We start from the raw sequence: 19426 nt of genomic DNA on the forward strand, positions 1-19426 counted from the left end.
CACCCAATTCTTTTTCATACCGTTTAGGAATTTAGCTCTGCACTTCCCCATTGAACCGGAGCGCTGCACCGGCTCATAAGCTAATTCCTAAATGGTATTTGTTAGCCATTTTTTAGATCGATTAGCTTTGACGCAACTCGTAATCAATTCCTATCGAAAGGCAGCGCCATGACGACCAAACGCGCACTATCCAGCTTAATTGTTACAGTTTGTGTATTGCTAGTAGTTTCTTCGAACGCTCACGCGGCGAACCTCACGGTCGGTTATCAAACCGGCATCGACCCCAGCAAAGTCCCCCAGGCAGATGGACTGTACGAGAAGACCATAGGCCAAAAAATTGATTGGCGTCGTTTCAATAGCGGCCCGGAAGTGGTTACAGCCATTGCTTCCGGCGACGTGCAGATCGGCAACCTCGGCTCAAGTCCGCTGGCGGCGGCTGCTTCGCGCAATCTGCCGATCGTTGCGTTCATTGTTTCTGCCCAAATCAACGCCGCTGAAGCCCTCGTGGTACGCAACGGCAGCGGCATTGATAAACCGGAAGATCTGATCGGCAAGACCATCGCCACACCCTTCGTTTCAACCTCCCACTACAGTTTGCTGGGTGCGCTGAAGCACTGGGGCCTGGACGCCTCGAAAGTCAAAGTGGTGAATTTGCAACCGGCGGAAATCGCGGCGGCGTGGAAGCGTGGTGACATCGACGGTGCGTTTGTCTGGTCACCCGCGCTGGGGGAAATTCGCAAGACCGGCAAGACTTTGACCGACGCCGCGCAGGTTGGCCAATGGGGTGCACCGACCTTCGAAGTCTGGGTTGCGCGCAAGGATTACGCCGAGAAACACCCAGAGGTCGTGGCCAAATTCGCCAAGGTCACGCTGGACTCGTTCGCCGACTATGCCGCACATAAGGACAGCTGGACCGCTGGCTCGGTACCAGTGCAAAAAATCGCCAAACTGACCGGTGCCAACGCCGCCGATGTACCGGAGTTGCTGGCCGGTTCAACCTTCCCGGATGCTAAAGCACAACAGACCACCGCGCTGCTGGACGGCGGCACGGCCAAGGCCATTGGCGAAACGGCGAAGTTCTTGAAGGAACAAGGGAAGGTCGAGACGGTGCTGCCGGATTATTCGCCGTATGTCAGTGCGAAGTTTGTCACCGAATAACACGCTGAAACCTGTGGCGAGGGAGCTTGCTCCCGCTGGAGGCCGAAGGACTCCCTGTATCAGCGATACGGTTCTGTCAGGCACACCGCATTGACCGGTTTTGGGGCCGCTTCGCAACCCAGCGGGAGCAAGCTCCCTCGCCACAAAAGCTTGCGTTTACAAGGCTTTTTCGAAGATCTTCGAATTACGCTGATAGTTGTACAGCGACGCCCGCGCCGATGGCAGACGTTCTACGCTGCTCGGCACAAATCCACGCTCGCGAAACCAGTGAGCGGTCCGGGTCGTCAGTACGAACAAGGTTTTCAACCCCTGCGCCCGGGCACGGGTTTCGATGCGCTCCAGCAGCTCGTCACCACGACCGCCATGGCGGTATTCCGGGTTCACCGCCAGACACGCCAATTCCCCCGCATCCGAATCAGCAATCTGATACAGCGCCGCACACGCGATGATCATGCCTTCGCGCTCGACCACACTGAACTGCTCGATCTCACGCTCCAGCACCTCGCGGGAACGGCGCACCAGAATGCCCTGCTCTTCCAGCGGGCTGATCAAGTCCAGCAAACCACCGACGTCTTCGATCGCCGCCTCGCGCACAATCTCGAATTGCTCCTGGGCAACCAGCGTACCGCCACCGTCGCGGGTGAACAGTTCGGTCAGCAGCGCGCCGTCTTCGGCGTAGCTGACGATATGACTGCGAGCCACGCCGCCGCGGCAGGCCTCAGCGGCCGCATCCAACAGCTCAGCTTGATAGTTGCTGCCCAAGCGCTGCAGATGCGCCGGCACTTGTTGCGGACGCAACTCACGAACCAGACGACCGTTTTCATCGATCAGACCCAGGTCGGCGCCGAACAACAGCAGCTTGTCCGCCCCCAGATCAATGGCCGCGCGGGTGGCAACGTCTTCGCAGGCGAGGTTGAAGATCTCACCGGTCGGCGAGTAACCCAGTGGCGACAACACCACGATGGAACGCTCATCCAGCAGGCGATTGATGCCCTTGCGGTCGACCCGACGCACTTCGCCGGTGTGGTGATAGTCGACGCCTTCGAGCACGCCGATCGGGCGCGCCGTCACCAGGTTGCCGCTGGCTACTCGCAGACGCGAGCCCTGCATCGGCGACGAAGCCATGTCCATGGACAACCGCGCTTCGATGGCGATACGCAGCTGGCCCACCGCATCGATCACGCACTCCAGCGTTGCGGCATCGGTGATGCGCATCCCGTGGTGATAATGCGGGGTCAGGCCGCGCGCAGCCAGGCGGGTTTCAATTTGCGGACGGGAACCGTGAACCAGCACCAGTCGCACGCCCAGGCTGTGCAACAGCACCAGGTCGTGGACGATATTGCCGAAGTTCGGATGCTCCACGCCGTCGCCGGGCAGCATGACGACGAAGGTGCAATCGCGGTGGGCGTTGATGTAAGGCGAAGCGTGACGAAGCCAATTAACGTATTCGGGCATGAACCTGGGCCTGTAATAAATAGCAGCCAAAAAATGGGCGAAACAGAAAAACGCACAGCGGGCTGATGGTTATCGTCGGAACAGGCTTGGCGACACGCGCGCTCTCCTCATGAATACGGGTTGGGACACTGGCAATTTACAAGGCTTGCCAGTCAATGCACAGACCTTGTGGGAGCGAGCCTGCTCGCGAAGGCGGCGTGTCAGACACGTCAGTTGCGACTGACTCTCTGCTTTCGCGAGCAGGCTCACTCCCACATGAATTGTGCTCAACCGACTGGCATTGGCGTTTTGGCCGGTGTCAGGCAGTAATGTTCAATCAGTTGACGTAATAGATGCACCGTAGGCTGCAAACGTGACATTTCGAGGTATTCCCCCGGTTGGTGCGCACAGGCGATGTCGCCAGGGCCGAGCACCAGGGTTTCGCAGCCAAGACGCTGAAGATAAGGCGCTTCGGTGCCGAACGCCACTGCTTCGGCGCGATGGCCGGTGAGCTTTTCGGCGACCCGGACCAATTCAGCGTCCTCCGCCTCCTCGAAGGGTGGCACTTCGGGGAACAGCGGCGCGTAGTCGATCTTCACCTGATGCCACTCCGCAATGGGCTTGAGCTTCTGCAGAATCTCCGCGCGCAGGGCATTGGGGTCCATGCCCGGCAACGGGCGCAGATCAAACTCCAGCGAACACTGGCCGCAAATACGGTTGGGGTTATCGCCGCCATGGATGCAGCCGAAATTCAGGGTCGGCGTCGGCACGCTGAACTGTGGATTACGGAACTCACGCTGCCACAACAGGCGCAAACCGCGCAGTTCACCGATGGCGTCGTGCATGGCTTCGAGTGCACTGTGGCCGAGGCGTGGATCCGAGGAGTGGCCGCTCTGACCGAGGATGTCGATGCGCTCCATCATGATGCCTTTGTGCATACGGATAGGCTTCAGCCCGGTCGGCTCGCCGATTACTGCCGCACGACCCAGTGGCCGCCCGGCTTCGGCCAAGGCGCGGGCACCGGACATCGAGCTTTCTTCATCGCAGGTGGCGAGGATCAGTAGCGGCTGCTTGAACGGCTGATCGAGCAGAGGGATGACGGCTTCGATGGCCAGCGCGAAAAAGCCCTTCATGTCGCAACTGCCCAGCCCGACCCAGCGGCCGTCGACTTCGGTCAGCTTCAGCGGATCGGTCTGCCATAGCGCGCCATCGAACGGCACGGTGTCACTGTGACCGGCCAGCACCAGGCCGCCGGGGCCGGAACCGAAACTGGCCAGCAGATTGAATTTGCCGGGGCTGACCTGCTGGATGTCGCAGGTAAAACCCAGATCGCCGAGCCACGTCGCCAGCAAATCAATCACCGGACGGTTGGTTTGATCGAGGCTGGCCTGCGTACAGCTGACGGACGGTGCGGCGATCAGCGCAGCGAATTGATCTTTCATGGACGGCAAAGGCATCGCTGACTCCAACTCCCGATTTGAACTCCATCATAGAACCATCCGGCGACAGGAATAAACCGCCGCGGCGCGTAGGTTTGGTCAGTGCTGTACACTGCACGACCTTGGCAGCCACACATTCCCCCGGCTGCGCTCCCGATCCTGGATTTTCCGGCCATGCAGAAAGAAACCGAAATCAAACTCCGCGTCAGCCGCGAAACCCTCGCTGCCCTGCGCGAGCACCCGCTCCTGAAAAAACGCAACAAAAGTGGCTGGGAACGCCGTGAGTTGATGAACCAGTACTTCGACACGCCTGAGCGCGACCTGGCCCGCGCCAAGGTTGCCCTGCGCCTGCGCCGCGATGGCGAAGAAGTGATTCAGACCCTCAAGACCCGCGGCCAGAGTGTCGCCGGTCTGTCCGAGCGTAATGAATACGACTGGAACCTGCCCAAAGCCAAGCTCGACGTGAAGAAACTCGACGGCGAATGCTGGCCCGAAGAACTCGCCGAACTGGACAAGAAAACCCTGAAGGCGATCTTCACCACCGATTTCGTCCGCGAACGCGCTGAAATCGCCTGGGGCCGTGGCAAGACCAAAGTGGTCATCGAAGCCGCGCTGGACCTCGGCCACGTGGTGGTCGGCAAGCAGAAAGAAGAAATCTGCGAGCTGGAACTGGAACTGCGCGAAGGCGAGCCGGCTGCCCTGCTGGAACTGGCCGCCGAATTGGCCGCGACCCTGGCCCTGATGCCGTGTGACATCAGCAAGGCCGAACGCGGTTATCGCTTGTACGACGCCAACAGCTACTCGTTGAGCTTGCCGGCGCCGCAGATCACCGCCGAAACACCGCTGGACGACGCTTTCGCCGCGCTGAGCTGGCACTTGCTGAGCAGCAGCCAGCGTCTGGCCGAGCAGTATCGCTTCAATGGCCACTGGCGCCTGTTGCTGGACTGGGTCGAAAACCTGGCTGAATTGCGCGCGCTGCTGAGCAGCCTGGGCCAAGCTGCGCCACGTCAGTCGACGCACGATCTGCGCGTCGCGCTGGATGCCTTGCTGGAAGACTGGCGTCCGCTGGTACAAGCCGGTGTCGACGACGAAGATGTGCGCAAAGCCGCGCCGGAGCAGTTCCTCGAAGAACTGGAAGATCCGCGTTGGGGCCTGTTCTCGCTGAACACTTCGCGCTGGTTGCTGGCCCGCACCTGGGCGGCCGATCGCAATGTCCGTGGCAATCGTCAGGGCGCTGCCCAATTGGGTAGCTGGCTGCCGCGTTTGCTGGGTGAAGAAGCGACTTCCCTGCAACTGCAGCGTTATCAGCAACAGCCGGAAGACCTGGCCGAACAACTGCCGCGCATCGAGCGCATCCAGGCCTGGCTGCACCACGCCCGCAGCGTACTGGACATCCCGGAAATGGATCGCCTGTACGGCGAGCTGAAACAATTGGCTCAACTGGCCAACGAGCCGATCAGCGATGAATCGCTGGATGCACGCAAGCAGCAGGCGATTGCGGTGTATCAGAATCGTGCCTGGAAAATGCTTCTGCGCATGTAACACAGTCATCGCGAGCAGGCTCGCTCCCACACTGGATCTGTGCCAGACACACATCCCCCTGTGGGAGCGAGCCTGCTCGCGAAGAGGCCAGCCCGGTCACCGAAAAACTCAGACCGGCAAACTCGTCGTGGACTTTATCTCCGACAACGCCACAATCGAATTCACCTCCTGAATCCCCGGCACCATCGACAGCTTCTCGAAGAAGAAGCGCTCATACGCCTCGATGTCCGCCGTGACGATCCGCAGCAAGAAATCCACCGACCCCATCAGCACATAACACTCCAGCACTTCGGGAAAACCGCGAATCGCCTCGGTGAACTCGGTGAAGTTCGAACGCCCGTGAGCGTTGAGTTTGATTTCAGCGAAGATCTGCGTGTTAAGCCCGATTTTCTTCCGATCGAGTAAGGTCACCTGCCCGCGAATGATCCCCTCTTCCTTCATCCGCTGAATCCGCCGCCAGCACGGCGACTGCGACAGCCCCACCTGTTCGGCGATCTGCGCGCTGGAGAGCGAAGCGTCCTCTTGCAGCAACGCGAGAATCTTGCGATCGTAGCCATCCAGCTCGTTATGCATAAAAAAACCTTTGATTGATAACTTACCGAATCAAGCAATTCAAACAATCGCCAATAAGCCCCATCATAGATAAGAAATGCCCGGTACCGAATGTAAAAATTCCTCCAGTGATTTTGGAGACCGACCATGCCGCATTTAGAAGCCGTCAACACCCCGCACACCCGCGCTGATGTCTGGAATGTCAGCAACGCCCACTGCCTTGTTCACTATCAATTGCTGGCCGAGGCCGAACCGGATCTGCTGTGCCGGGCGCTCAACCTGTTCGCCTTGCAGTTTCTGACGCCGCAACAGGTCAACGTGCAGCGGATGGACGATCTGCTGTCGATCGACATCGTGATGGACGGTCTGAGCTGGCACCGCGCCCAAGTGATCGCGGAAAAATTACGTAACCTGATCAGTGTTTTTTCGGTAGAGCTGCAAGCGGCTGATTCTGCATGGAATGAACCGGCTCAGGCGGCGGGCTGAAAAAACTCGACACGGCTTCGTCGGGTAGTGGCCCAACGGTCTGCCGGTCCGCGACTATCCTTTGCGAACTGTTGTTCATGAGGAGCCCGCATGTCCGTTCAACTTGCCATTCAGGACCGCTGGCTGGATCTCAATGATTTGCTGCGAGAACTGGTCGCCCAAGGCTTTATCAGCCAGGACTCGGCCGAACACGCGCTCAATGCTCGACGCCGTCACGCCACCCATGGCCAGATGCACCCACTGGAATTCATCGCCAGCCAACACCTGGACGACCTCAGCCGTCCCGGCAAGCACCTTGACCTGGAAAGCCTGACGCTTTGGCTGTCGCAGCAGGCCGGCCAGCCTTATCTGCGTATCGATCCGCTGAAAATCAACGTGGCGGCGATTACGCCGCTGATGTCCTACGCCTTCGCCCAGCGCCACAAGATTCTTGCGGTGTCTATCGACCGCGACGCAGTCACCGTGGCCAGCGCCCAGCCCTACGTCAACGGCTGGGAAGCCGACCTGACCCATGTGCTGAAGCTGCCGATCAAGCGCGTGGTCGCCAACCCGGTGGACATCCAGCGCTTCAGCGTGGAGTTCTTCCGCCTGGCCAAATCGGTCAGCGGCGCGACCAATGCCGATCAGCAGATAAACACAATGGGCAACTTCGAACAGTTGCTCAACCTCGGCGCCAGCGATCAGGAACCGGACGCCAACGACGCGCACATCGTCAACATCGTCGACTGGTTGTTCCAGTACGCGTTCCAGCAGCGCGCCAGTGACATCCACATCGAACCCCGGCGCGAACAAGGCACGGTGCGCTTTCGCATCGACGGCGTGCTGCACAACGTCTATCAATTCCCGCCGCAAGTGACCATGGCGATCGTCAGCCGCCTGAAAAGCCTCGGGCGGATGAACGTCGCGGAAAAACGCAAACCCCAGGACGGCCGGGTGAAAACCAAAACCCCGGACGGTGGCGAAGTCGAGCTGCGGCTGTCGACATTGCCTACCGCATTCGGTGAAAAAATGGTCATGCGGATCTTCGACCCGGAGGTACTGCTCAAGGACTTTGATCAGCTGGGCTTCTCCGCCGAAGACTTGCGCCGCTGGCAGGATATGACGAGCCAGCCCAACGGCATCATTCTGGTCACTGGCCCGACCGGTTCCGGCAAGACCACCACGCTGTACACCACCCTGAAGAAACTGGCGACACCGGAGGTCAACCTCTGCACCATCGAAGACCCGATCGAAATGGTCGAGCCGGCGTTCAATCAGATGCAGGTCCAGCACAACATCGACCTGACCTTCGCCGCCGGTGTGCGCGCACTGATGCGGCAGGATCCGGACATCATCATGATCGGTGAGATTCGAGATCTGGAAACCGCTGAAATGGCGATCCAGGCTGCGCTCACGGGCCACTTGGTGCTGTCGACGCTGCACACCAACGATGCGCCTAGCGCGATCAGCCGCTTGCTGGAATTGGGCGTGCCGCATTACCTGATCAAAGCCACGGTGCTCGGCGTCATGGCCCAGCGCCTGGTCCGCACCTTGTGCCCGCATTGCAAGGCGCCGCTGACGCTGGGTGAGGAAGACTGGCAAACCTTGACCCGGCCCTGGCAGGCATCGCTGCCGAACAACTCACATCGCGCCATCGGTTGTCTGGAATGTCGCGATACCGGTTACCGCGGCCGCGCCGGGGTCTACGAAATCATGCAGCTGACGGACGGCGTCAAGGCGCTGATCAGCCCCGACACCGATTTGCTGGCTGTGCGGCGTCAGGCGTTCAAGGAAGGCATGCGCAGTTTGCGCTTGTCGGGGGCGCAGAAAGTGGCAGCAGGTTTAACGACGATCGAGGAGGTGCTGCGAGTAACGCCGCAGAGCGAGCAAAAGTAGGCGCGGCCGCCATGGAACTCGATTGGGGGATTGGCAATCCAACGCCGTAGTTAACCCAGTGGAGTCACCCAATATGCGTCTCAAACTTGCTGTCGCTACCATCGCCTTGTTGTCCCTTCCTGTCGGTTCGGCGATGGCCGATAGCTTTTGGCGTAACGTCATCTCATCCGGTGCGACTACCGGTTCGACCTACCTGACCTTCAAGGATCACAAGCTGATCATTGCCGCTCAGGACGATGCTGGCAGCTTTGTCGCCAGTGACGGCGGCATTCGCGGCCCATACCTGGAGGCCGCAATGCAGAAAGTCCGCGCCGACAACCCTGGCCTGCAGGCCACGGACATGGAACTGGCGAACGCGATCCTGGCGAAGAATGCCGTCGCTTCCGAGTAAGCTTTTCAGCTGAACAAAAATGCCGCTCCCAGGAGCGGCATTTTTTTGTACAACACGAAACCCTGTGGGAGCGAGCCATGTGGCGAGGGGATTTATCCCCGTTGGGCTGCGGAGCAGCCCCGGCATTTCAAAGTTAAACCGCGTTTACGACTGCTTCGCAGTCGAACGGGGATAAATCCCCTCGCCACACAGGCTCGCTCCCACATTGGTTATGCGACGCCTGGTATTTCAGCGGTAATCGTCTACCGGGACACACGCACAGAACAGATTGCGGTCGCCGTAAACGTTATCCACCCGGTTCACCACCGGCCAATACTTATGCGCCTTGGTGTGAGCATCCGGCGTCACCGCCTGCTCGATGCTGTAGGGCCGCTCCCAGACCCCGGTGATATCCGCCAAGGTATGCGGCGAACGTTTCAGCGGGTTGTCATCGGCCGGCCAGTTGCCGTTCTGCACCTCGGTGATTTCCGCGCGGATACTCAGCATCGCCCCGATAAACCGGTCCAGCTCCGCCTTCGATTCACTTTCGGTCGGTTCGACCATCAACGTTCCCGGCACCGGGAACGACATGGTCGGCGCATGGAAGCCATAGTCCATCAGCCGCTTGGCGACGTCCTCCTCGCTGATCCCGGTCAGCGCCTTGAGTGGCCGCAGATCAAGAATGCACTCGTGAGCCACCCGCTCGTTGCGCCCGGTGTAAAGCACCGGAAACGCCCCGGACAGATGCTGCGCCAGGTAATTCGCGGCGAGGATCGCCACCTCACTGGCATCCGCCAATTGCGGCCCCATCATCGCGATGTACATCCAGCTGATCGGCAGAATGCTCGCGCTGCCCCAGGGCGCCGCACTGACTGCGCCGTTCTGCGCCAGCGGTCCGTCGATCGGCACCACCGGATGGTTGGCAACGAACGGCGCCAGATGTGCCCGCACACCAATCGGCCCCATGCCCGGCCCGCCGCCACCATGTGGAATGCAGAAAGTCTTGTGCAGGTTCATGTGGGACACGTCGGCGCCAATGTCCGCCGGGCGCGCCAGTCCGACCTGGGCGTTGAGGTTGGCGCCATCCATGTACACCTGGCCGCCGTGGCTGTGGATAACTTCGCAGATTTCGCTGATGCCTTCCTCGTATACCCCATGGGTCGAAGGATACGTCGCCATCAGGCAGGCGAGTTTGTCTCCGGCCTCTGCGGCCTTGCCTTTGAGGTCATCCAGATCAACGTTGCCCGCCTCGTCGCACTCGACGATCACCACCCGCATGCCGGCCATTTGCGCCGAAGCCGGGTTGGTGCCGTGGGCCGAGGACGGGATCAGGCAAATATCCCGCGCGCCCTCATGACGACTCTCGTGATATTTACGAATCGCCAGCAACCCGGCGTACTCGCCTTGGGCGCCGGAGTTGGGTTGCATGCAGATCGCATCAAAACCGGTAATCGCGCAGAGCCAGCGCTCCAGTTCTTCGATCATCAGCGAATAACCGACCGCCTGCTCTTCCGGCACAAACGGGTGCAAGTTGGCGAACTGCGGCCACGTGATCGGGATCATCTCGCTGGTGGCATTGAGTTTCATGGTGCAAGAGCCCAGCGGGATCATCGATTGATTGAGCGCCAGGTCCTTGTTCTCCAGTTGCTTGAGGTAGCGCAGCATCTCGGTTTCGCTGTGATGGGCGCTGAACACCGGGTGACGCAAATAAGGCGAGGTACGCAGCAGACCTGCGGGAATGCCGCAAGCAAGGGTTTCAGCGTCCAGTTCGTCGACGTTGAGCCCATGATCGGCACCGAGGAACACATCAAACAACTTCGCGACGGTGGATTCGTCAGAGGTTTCGTCGAGGCTCAGCCCCAACTGCCCGCGCCCGAGGATGCGCAGATTGATCTGCGCCGCCTGTGCACTTTCGATGATTGCGGTCTGTGTGCCACCGACCTCCAGTGTCAGCGTGTCGAAAAAGTGTGTGTTGAGGCGGGTGATGCCATGGCGCTCCAGGCCGGCGGCGAGGATGCAAGTCAGCCGATGGACGCGTTGGGCAATGCGTTTGAGCCCTTCCGGACCGTGGTAGACCGCATAGAAACTGGCAATGTTGGCCAGCAGTACCTGAGCGGTGCATATGTTCGAGTTAGCCTTTTCCCGGCGGATATGTTGCTCGCGGGTTTGCAGGGCCATGCGCAGGGCGACATTGCCGCGAGCATCTTTCGACACGCCGATGATCCGCCCGGGAATCGCCCGTTTGTACTCATCGCGACTGGCAAAAAACGCTGCGTGAGGGCCACCATACCCCATGGGCACGCCGAAACGCTGGGATGAACCGAACACCACGTCGGCACCCAACTCCCCCGGCGGCGTCAGTAACAACAGACTCAACAGATCGGTTGCGACACACGCCAAGGCTTGCTGCGCATGCAGATGATCGATCAATGGACGAAGATCGCGGATCTCGCCGTGGGTGTCGGGATATTGCAGGAGCGCGCCGAACACCTGGTGCTGTTTCAAGTTATCCACAGTGTCGATGATCAGCTCGAAGCCGAACCCTTCGGCTCGGGTCTGCACCACGGAAATGGTCTGCGGATGGCAGTTTTGGTCGACGAAGAACAAATTGCTTCTGGACTTGGCGACACGCTTGGCCAGTGCCATGGCTTCCGCCGCCGCCGTGGCTTCGTCCAGCAGCGAGGCGTTGGCCAGTTCCAGGCCAGTGAGGTCGATGGTCAATTGCTGGAAGTTCAGCAGCGCTTCGAGCCGGCCTTGGGCGATCTCCGGTTGATACGGCGTGTACGCGGTGTACCAACCGGGATTTTCCAGCACGTTGCGCACAATGACGGTCGGCGTGAGGGTGCCGTGGTAGCCCATGCCGATCAGGCTGGTCCAGACCTGGTTTTGCTCGGCGTAACCACGCAGTTTGGCCAGTGCAGCTTCTTCGTCGAGGGCGGGGGGCAGGTCGAGCGGCCTGTTCAGGCGGATTCCCGGCGGCACCGTCTGCTCGATCAGTTCGACGCGGCTGCCGAGGCCGAGGCTGTCGAGCATCGCCTGTTGCTCGGCGGCATCGGGCCCGAGGTGGCGGCGAAGGAAGGCATTGGGGTCGCGTAACTGGCTCAAGGACGGCAACTGGGACATGACGGGCTCTCTCTTGACTGGCGCTCAACGTCGATGCAACACGGTCAAACCAGCATAGCAGTCGATACCCGAGCGGATGGATTGGCGCCAACGACCATTGCGGATCATCATGCTCGGCATCTGCCCAATGTCCGCTGATCAGGTGACTGTATTTATGAGCCAACTGCCTTTCCTGCCGTTCTCCAAACCCACCATCGACGAAGCCACGATTGCCGCTGTGGGTGACGTATTGCGCTCGGGCTGGATTACCAGCGGCCCCAAGGTCCAGGCCTTTGAAGCGCAACTCTCCGAGTATTTTGGCGGGCGCCCGGTGCTCACCTTCAACTCCGGCACCTGCACCATGGAAATCGCCTTACGCATTGCCGGTATCGGGCCGGGCGATGAAGTGATCACCACACCGATTTCCTGGGTGGCCACCGCCAACGTCATTCTGGAAGTCGGCGCTACGCCGGTGTTTGCCGACATTGACCCGATCACCCGCAACATCGACCTGGATCAGCTGGAAGCGGCAATCACCCCGCGCACCAAAGCGATCATTCCGGTGTACCTCGCCGGTTTGCCGGTGGACATGAGCCGGTTGTATGCGATCGCCAAAAAACACGGATTACGGATTGTCGAAGACGCCGCGCAAGCCTTGGGTTCGAGCTGGAACGGCCAGCGCATTGGCTCGACCGGCGATTTCGTGTCCTTCAGTTTCCAGGCGAACAAAAACGTCACCTCGTCAGAGGGCGGTTGCCTGGTATTGAACAATGCCGAGGAAGTGCGACTGGCGCAAAAGTACCGTTTACAGGGCGTCACCCGTAGCGGCTTCGATGGACTGGACGTTGATGTGCTGGGCGGTAAGTTCAACATGACCGACGTTGCGGCGGCAATCGGCCTTGGGCAATTTGCTCACATCGAAGCAATCACTGCTCATCGCCGTGAACTGGCCAGGCACTATTTCGCTTGTTTTGGCGAGGATTTCGAAGCGTTGTATGGGGCTCAATTGCCCCCGGCGGATTTCGAGAACAGCAACTGGCATTTGTTTCAGCTGGTGTTGCCTGAGCGCAGGGATGGCCAACCGGCACGGGCTACCTTCATGGAGCAGATGCAGGCATTGGGTATCGGCATCGGCTATCACTACCCGCCGATTCACCTGCTGAGCCTTTACCGCGAGCGCGGGTTCAAGGAAGGGATGTTTCCGGTGGCCGAACGGGTCGGTCGACTGATCGTTTCACTGCCGATGTTTACGGCCATGAGCAAAGCGGATGTCGAGCGTTCGGTGGCAGCGGTGAAGTCCGTACTAAAACCATAGAACCTGTTGGAGTGAGCCTGCTCGCGAAGTGGAGTGTCAGTTGGCATTAATGTTTGCTGACACACCGCTTTCGCGAGCAGGCTCGCTCCCACATGGATTTCGCAGGGCAAGGATTACTCGCCGATGGCGGCCTTGTAGGCCATCGCGTCGAGCAGCTTGTCCAGCTCAGAGGTATCGCTTGGCTCGAGTTTGAAGATCCAGCTGTCATAAGGCGCGCCGTTGAGCAGTTCCGGGCTGTTGGCCAATTCTTCGTTAACGGCAATGACTGTGCCGGAAACTGGCGAGTAGATATCCGACGCGGCCTTGACCGACTCAACGACACCCGCAGCCTCACCGGCAGCGAACACTTTGCCGATTTCCGGCAACTCGACGAACACTACGTCACCCAAGGCTTCCTGAGCATGGTCTGAAATACCCACTTTCACGCCGCCATCATGCTCTAGACGGGCCCACTCGTGACTTTCGGCAAAACGCAGGTCGGCAGGAATATCGCTCATGTTCTGTGTCCTCAAGAAAAATGTCAGCGGTCGTAGTCCGCCAAAAAAAGTTAGATCAAGGTTTTGCCATGGCGTACGAAGGTCGGTTTGACCACTCGGACCGGGTACCACTTGCCACGGATTTCCACTTCTGCGCGGTCGGCTGTCGCCATCGGCACGCGCGCCAGTGCTATCGACTTGCTAAGCGTAGGAGAGAAACTACCACTGGTGATCTCCCCTTCGCCAACATTGGCGATGCGGACCACTTGATGAGCACGCAAAACCCCACGCTCCTCAAGGACCAGACCGACCAGTTTGTACTGCACGCCACCCGCCCTTTCGGCTTCAAGCGCGCTGCGACCAATGAACTGGCGAGTGGCCGGTTCCCAGGCAATGCTCCAGGCCATGTTGGAGGCCAGCGGTGAAACGTCTTGGTGAATGTCCTGACCGTAGAGGTTCATGCCGGCTTCGACCCGCAGAGTATCGCGCGCCCCAAGGCCGATCGGCGAGATGCCTGCGCCCACCAGATCGTTGAAGAACCCTGGCGCTTGATTGGCCGGCAGCACGATTTCCAGGCCATCTTCGCCGGTGTAACCCGTGCGCGCGATGAACCAGTCACCATCGGCCTGGCCTTCGAAGGGCTTGAGCATCTGAATCAGGTTGCCGCGGGACTGGGTCACCAGTTCGGAGATTTTGTGCCGGGCCTGGGGACCTTGAATGGCCAGCATCGCCAGCTCTGAGCGCTCGTTGAGCCGCACCTTGAAACCATCGAGGTGAGCCTGCATCCAGGCGAGGTCCTGATTACGGGTAGAGGCGTTAACCACCAGCCGATAACCGTCCTCGAGACGGTAGACGATCATGTCGTCGACGATGCCGCCGCGCTCGTTGAGCATGGTGCTGTACAAGGCACGGCCAGGGCTGTGCAGACGTTCGACGTCATTGGCCAGCAAATGCTGGAGCCAGGCCTTGGCCTGAGGGCCGCTGACATCGATCACGGTCATGTGGGATACATCGAAAACCCCGCAATCACGGCGCACCTGATGGTGTTCCTCGACCTGCGAGCCGTAATGCAGAGGCATATCCCAACCGCCAAAATCGACCATCTTCGCGCCGAGGGCGAGATGAAGGTCATACAGAGGCGTACGCTGTCCCATGGGTTTCTCCTTCCGGGCGTGGCGAAGGTGCGGGCAGGTGCTGAACGGGGTGAAAGCCTTGAAATAGAAGGCTTTCAGCCGATTTCAGCTACCAGGTCTGTAGGACGGACCGCACCGAATGCCGCGCATTGTAGCCTCAAGGTGTAGGACTGGCACCTAGGCGTTTCGATGCGCTGAACGTCGAATCAATCCGATGACCGGTAACAGCCCGACCAAAACCAGCGTCAGGGCCGGCAACGATGCCCTCGCCCACTCGCCTTCGCTGGTCATTTCGAAGATGCGCACCGCCAACGTATCCCAGCCAAACGGGCGCATCAGAAGGGTCGCGGGCATTTCCTTGAGCACATCGACGAACACCAGCAATGCGGCGCTCAACGTGCCGGGCAGCAATAACGGCAGATACACTTTGAAAAACAGTCGTGGCCCACTGACGCCAAGGCTACGTGCCGCTTCGGGCAAAGATGGCCGTATTCGCGCCAGACAGCTTTCAAGCGGCCCATAAGCCACCGCGATGAAACGCACCAGATAGGCCAGCAACAACGCCGACAGGCTGCCCAGCAGCAATGGTTTGCCGGCGCCGCCCAGCCAACCCGACAACGGGATCACCAGTTGGCGGTCCAGGTAACTGAACGCCAGCATGATCGACACCGCCAGCACTGAACCCGGCAAGGCGTAGCCGAGGTTGGCCAGGCTGATGCCGGAGCGGATCGCTCGGGTCGGCGCCAGGCGTCGGGCAAACGCCAACACTAAAGCAACACCGACGGTGATCAACGCCGCCATGCCGCCCAGGTACAAGGTATGGACGATCAGCCCCGCGTAACGCTCATCCAGATCGAAACGCCCGCGCTGCCAGAACCACACCATCAGCTGCAGCATCGGAATGACGAAAGCGCAAGCGAATACCAAACCGCACCAACTCATGGCCGCCAGCGCTTTGAAACCGCGCAGGTGATACAGCGCCTTGACCCGCGGTCGTTCGTTGCTCGCCCGGTTGGCCCCGCGAGCACGACGCTCGCCGTACAGCACGACCATCACCACCAGCAGCAACAGGCTGGCCAGTTGCGCGGCAGTGGAGAGGCTGAAAAATCCGTACCAGGTCTTGTAGATGGCGGTTGTGAACGTGTCGAAGTTGAACACCGACACCGCGCCGAAATCCGCCAGGGTTTCCATCAGCGCCAGCGCCACGCCAGCGCCGATGGCCGGGCGCGCCATGGGCAGCGCGACTCGCCAGAACGCTTGCCACGGGGATTGCCCCAGGACTCGCGCCGCTTCCATCAGGCCTTTGCCCTGCGCCAGGAACGCGGTTCGCGCCAACAGGTAAACGTAGGGATAGAAGACCAGCACCAGGACCAGAATCACGCCGCCAGTGGAGCGCACGCGCGGCAACCTCAAACCCGTGCCGAACCATTCGCGCAACAGGGTTTGCACGGGGCCGGCGAAATCCAACAGGCCGACGAAGACGAATGCCAGCACGTAGGCAGGAATGGCGAATGGCAGCATGAGCGCCCAGTCCAGCCAACGCCGACCGGGGAATTCGCAGAGGCTGGTGAGCCAGGCCAGGCTCACACCCAAGAGCGTCACGCCGATACCGACGCCGAGCACCAGGGTCAGGGTATTGCCCAGCAGACGCGGCATCTGGGTATCCCAGAGGTGGGACCAGATCTGATGATCGATGGTTTGCCAGGACAACAGCAAAACGCTGAGGGGCAGCAGGACCAGCGCAGCGATGGCGAAGACCAGGGGATACCAGCGGCGTTGGGCGGGGTGGGCCACGTTAAGGTCTCTGAGACGGGGAGTTTGGTGTCTGGTTCAAGATCGGCTCCTCTAACCCTCCCGAAACGTCGGACCGCCCCAGAGGGGCGAGGGGACTGATCGAGTTGTTTGTTGGAAATTCTGCGACCTGAAATTCCAGAGTCGAATTCAGGATTTGAAAAGCATAAAGATCGGCTCCCTTTCCCCCTCTCCCCTCTGGGGAGAGGGCTGGGGTGAGGGGTCGATCTTGAATCAGCGACATAATAACGACTGACTCAGTTCCAACCCGCCCGATCCATCATCCGAATCGCTTCAGCCTGACGCTTGCCGGCAATTTCCACAGGCAAAGTATCAGCCACAAACTTGCCCCAGCTCGCCACTTCTGCAGAAGGCTGAACCGCAGGGTTGGCCGGGAATTCCTGGTTCACGTCAGCAAAGATCTTCTGCGCTTCAGGCGTGGTCATCCATTCCACCAAGGCCTTGGCCGCTTCCGGGTGCGGGGCGTGTTTGGTCAGGCCGATGCCCGACAGATTCACGTGCACGCCACGGTCGCCCTGGTTCGGCCAGAACAGCTTCACCGCCAGGTCAGGCTTCTGCTTGTGTAGACGACCGTAGTAGTACGTGTTGACGATACCGACGTCGCATTGACCCGCGTTGATGGCCTCCAGCACCGCGATGTCATCCGAGAACACATCGGTGGACAGGTTATTCACCCAGCCCTTGAGAATCTTCTCGGTTTTGTCGGCGCCATGGACTTCGATCATGGTGGCGGTGAGGGACTGGTTGTAGACCTTTTTCGCTGTGCGCAGACACAGACGGCCTTCCCAGTTCTTGTCAGCCAGACCTTCGTAAGTGGTCAACTCACCGGGTTTCACCCGATCGGTGGAGTAAGCGATGGTCCGCGCCCGCAGGCTCAGCCCGGTCCAGACATGGGCGGATGAGCGGTATTGCAGCGGGATGTTGGCGTCGATCACTTTGGAAGTGAACGGTTGCAGGATGCCCATTTGCTCAGCCTGCCAGAGGTTACCGGCGTCGACAGTCAGCAGAAGGTCAGCGGTGGCGTTCTCGCCCTCGGCCTTGATCCGCTGCATTAGCGGCGCTTCCTTGTCGGTGATGAACTTCACCTGCACGCCGGTTTTCGCGGTGTAGGCATCGAAGACCGGTTTGATCAGCTCGTCGATACGCGAGGAGTAAACCACCACCTCATCAGCGGCCTGGGCAGCAGTGCTGCCAATCAGGATCAGGGCGAGTGCGGTCAGTAGACGCTTCGGTACCGGCATGGGAGCGATCTCTCGATTGAAAAATTGAAGACAAATGATATGGACTCACATTTAGCTTCTCAATCGAACAGTTCGCGGAGGCGTTACGAGATGTTGCATAGACTGAGATTGATGTTCGATGTACCGCCGCCTTCGCGAGCAGGCTCGCTCCCACCTTTGGAATGCATTTCAAAATGTGGGAGCGAGCCTGCTCGCGAAGGGGCCATCAGACGCAGTGAAGATTCAGGCCTTGGCGAGTGCCGGCAGATCCCCGATCAACCCAAGCGCTTCACGCACAAACAGCGCCTTGGCTTCGGGCATCTGGTCGACCATCTTCAACCCGGCATTGCGCAACCAGCGCACCGGCAACGGATCGGCCTGGAACAGACGCTCGAAGCCTTCCATCGCCGCCATCAACGCCAGGTTGTGAGGCATGCGCCGTCGCTCGTAACGGCTGAGCACTTTCACATCCGCCAAACGCTCGCCACGCGTGGCCGCTTGCAACAGCACTTCGGCCAGCACGGCGGCGTCCAGGAAACCAAGGTTCACGCCCTGCCCGGCCAGCGGGTGAATGGTGTGCGCCGCATCACCGATCAACGCCAAACCTTCAGCTACATAACGCTTGGCATGACGCTGCCGTAGCGGTACGCACAGACGCGGGTCGGCGTTGAGCACCGTGCCGAGTCGGCCTTCGAAGGCCCGTTCCAGCTCTTTGCAGAAACCTTCGTCGCCCAGCGCCATCAGGCGTTCGGCCTCGCTCGGCGTGGTCGACCAGACGATCGAACACCAATCCTGCTGACCGTCACGCTCCAGCGGCAGAAACGCCAGCGGACCGTTGTCGGTGAAACGTTGCCACGCGGTCAGTTGATGAGGTTTGGAGCTGCGCACGCTGGTGACAATCGCATGGTGCATATAGTCCCACTCGCGCGTCGCCATGCCGGTCAGACGCCGAACGGCGGAATTAGCGCCATCCGCGGCGATCACCAAAGGTGCACGCAAGGTGCGGCCATCGGCCAGGGTCAGCAGCCAGTCGTCGCCGGAGCGACGCATTTGCTCCAGGCGCGCATTGGCCAACATTCCGAGATCACAGTCGTGCAGGCGGTCGAGCAAGGCATCCTGAACCACGCGGTTCTCGACGATATGCCCCAGCACGTCGGCATGCACACTGGTCGCCGAAAAATGGATCTGCCCGGTGCCGCTGCCATCCCAAACATGCATGTCGGTGTAAGGGCTGCTGCGCCGATTGGCGATGCCATCCCAGACGCCCAAGCGTTCGAGAATCCGCTGGCTGGCAGCCGATAAGGCGCTCACTCGCGGTTCGAACGGCGCCTGCCCATCGAAGGGTTTGACGCTCAGGGGGCTGCCGTCCAGCAGCAGGACTTCCAGCCCGCTGTCCTGCAACGCCAGCGCCAGGGCGCTGCCGACCATTCCGGCTCCGACAATCAGCAGATCTGCGCGCATTTCCATGCTTTAAGCCTGTCTCGCTTGCGGCTTGAGCCGCATATAAAGGGA

The 19426-nt window shown here is 60.1% G+C and carries 15 protein-coding genes; 6 read left to right on the top strand and 9 right to left on the bottom strand.

The genetic code is table 11. The features are described 5' to 3' along the window. Nucleotides 1-168: 168 nt before the first annotated feature. Nucleotides 169-1158: a taurine ABC transporter substrate-binding protein gene (tauA, locus tag ACYZTW_RS31880; protein ID WP_462003178.1), complete on the top strand. Its 990-nt coding sequence runs from the start codon at nucleotides 169-171 to the stop codon at nucleotides 1156-1158. 156 nt (nucleotides 1159-1314) lie between these two features. On the opposite strand, the gene argA is transcribed toward tauA, so the two are convergent. Further along, entirely contained in the window at nucleotides 1315-2613 is a 1299-nt protein-coding gene (gene argA, locus ACYZTW_RS31885; protein ID WP_462003179.1) for an amino-acid N-acetyltransferase, read from the bottom strand. Nucleotides 2614-2879: 266 nt separating this feature from the next. Beyond that, nucleotides 2880-4049, bottom strand: a complete 1170-nt coding sequence (gene argE / locus ACYZTW_RS31890) for an acetylornithine deacetylase (protein ID WP_462003180.1) — start codon at nucleotides 4047-4049, stop codon at nucleotides 2880-2882. A 156-nt stretch (nucleotides 4050-4205) separates the two neighbouring features. Here argE and ACYZTW_RS31895 point away from each other — a divergent pair, with 156 nt between their 5' ends. Continuing rightward, the gene (locus tag ACYZTW_RS31895) at nucleotides 4206-5573 is read left to right on the top strand and encodes a CYTH domain-containing protein (protein WP_462003181.1); all 1368 of its coding nucleotides are present in this window, start codon (nucleotides 4206-4208) and stop codon (nucleotides 5571-5573) included. Nucleotides 5574-5681: 108 nt separating this feature from the next. On the opposite strand, the gene ACYZTW_RS31900 is transcribed toward ACYZTW_RS31895, so the two are convergent. Then, on the bottom strand, nucleotides 5682-6146 hold the full coding sequence (locus ACYZTW_RS31900; RefSeq protein ID WP_462003182.1) for an Lrp/AsnC family transcriptional regulator: 465 nt from the start codon (nucleotides 6144-6146) through the stop codon (nucleotides 5682-5684). Nucleotides 6147-6272: 126 nt separating this feature from the next. Between ACYZTW_RS31900 and ACYZTW_RS31905 the strand changes: the two genes are divergently transcribed. From ACYZTW_RS31905 to ACYZTW_RS31915, 3 genes are all read left to right on the top strand, one after another. Continuing rightward, nucleotides 6273-6611: a hypothetical protein gene (locus tag ACYZTW_RS31905; protein ID WP_462003183.1), complete on the top strand. Its 339-nt coding sequence runs from the start codon at nucleotides 6273-6275 to the stop codon at nucleotides 6609-6611. Between the two features lie 90 nt (nucleotides 6612-6701). Continuing rightward, nucleotides 6702-8486, top strand: a complete 1785-nt coding sequence (locus ACYZTW_RS31910; protein WP_462003184.1) for a GspE/PulE family protein — start codon at nucleotides 6702-6704, stop codon at nucleotides 8484-8486. A gap of 73 nt (nucleotides 8487-8559) precedes the next feature. After that, complete coding sequence (locus ACYZTW_RS31915) at nucleotides 8560-8877, top strand: DUF2388 domain-containing protein (protein WP_134420813.1); 318 nt, start codon at nucleotides 8560-8562, stop codon at nucleotides 8875-8877. A 228-nt stretch (nucleotides 8878-9105) separates the two neighbouring features. Here ACYZTW_RS31915 and gcvP read toward each other — a convergent pair whose 3' ends face one another. Beyond that, on the bottom strand, nucleotides 9106-11979 hold the full coding sequence (gcvP, locus tag ACYZTW_RS31920; protein WP_462003185.1) for an aminomethyl-transferring glycine dehydrogenase: 2874 nt from the start codon (nucleotides 11977-11979) through the stop codon (nucleotides 9106-9108). Nucleotides 11980-12133: 154 nt separating this feature from the next. Here gcvP and ACYZTW_RS31925 point away from each other — a divergent pair, with 154 nt between their 5' ends. After that, nucleotides 12134-13273, top strand: a complete 1140-nt coding sequence (locus ACYZTW_RS31925; protein WP_462003186.1) for a DegT/DnrJ/EryC1/StrS family aminotransferase — start codon at nucleotides 12134-12136, stop codon at nucleotides 13271-13273. Between the two features lie 113 nt (nucleotides 13274-13386). On the opposite strand, the gene gcvH is transcribed toward ACYZTW_RS31925, so the two are convergent. The 5 genes from gcvH to ACYZTW_RS31950 all read right to left on the bottom strand — a co-directional run bounded on the left by gcvH (nucleotide 13387) and on the right by ACYZTW_RS31950 (nucleotide 19375). Beyond that, on the bottom strand, nucleotides 13387-13770 hold the full coding sequence (gcvH, locus tag ACYZTW_RS31930; protein ID WP_462003187.1) for a glycine cleavage system protein GcvH: 384 nt from the start codon (nucleotides 13768-13770) through the stop codon (nucleotides 13387-13389). Nucleotides 13771-13820: 50 nt separating this feature from the next. Continuing rightward, on the bottom strand, nucleotides 13821-14903 hold the full coding sequence (gene gcvT / locus ACYZTW_RS31935; RefSeq protein WP_462003188.1) for a glycine cleavage system aminomethyltransferase GcvT: 1083 nt from the start codon (nucleotides 14901-14903) through the stop codon (nucleotides 13821-13823). A gap of 156 nt (nucleotides 14904-15059) precedes the next feature. Next, the gene (locus ACYZTW_RS31940; RefSeq protein ID WP_462003189.1) at nucleotides 15060-16676 is read right to left on the bottom strand and encodes an ABC transporter permease; all 1617 of its coding nucleotides are present in this window, start codon (nucleotides 16674-16676) and stop codon (nucleotides 15060-15062) included. Nucleotides 16677-16930: 254 nt separating this feature from the next. Then, a complete protein-coding gene (locus ACYZTW_RS31945; RefSeq protein WP_462003190.1) occupies nucleotides 16931-17935 on the bottom strand; it encodes an extracellular solute-binding protein in 1005 nt (334 codons plus the stop codon). A 222-nt stretch (nucleotides 17936-18157) separates the two neighbouring features. Further along, a complete protein-coding gene (locus tag ACYZTW_RS31950) occupies nucleotides 18158-19375 on the bottom strand; it encodes a 2-octaprenyl-3-methyl-6-methoxy-1,4-benzoquinol hydroxylase (protein ID WP_462005872.1) in 1218 nt (405 codons plus the stop codon). Nucleotides 19376-19426 lie beyond the last annotated feature (51 nt).

Source organism: Pseudomonas sp. LB3P25 (assembly GCF_054897985.1).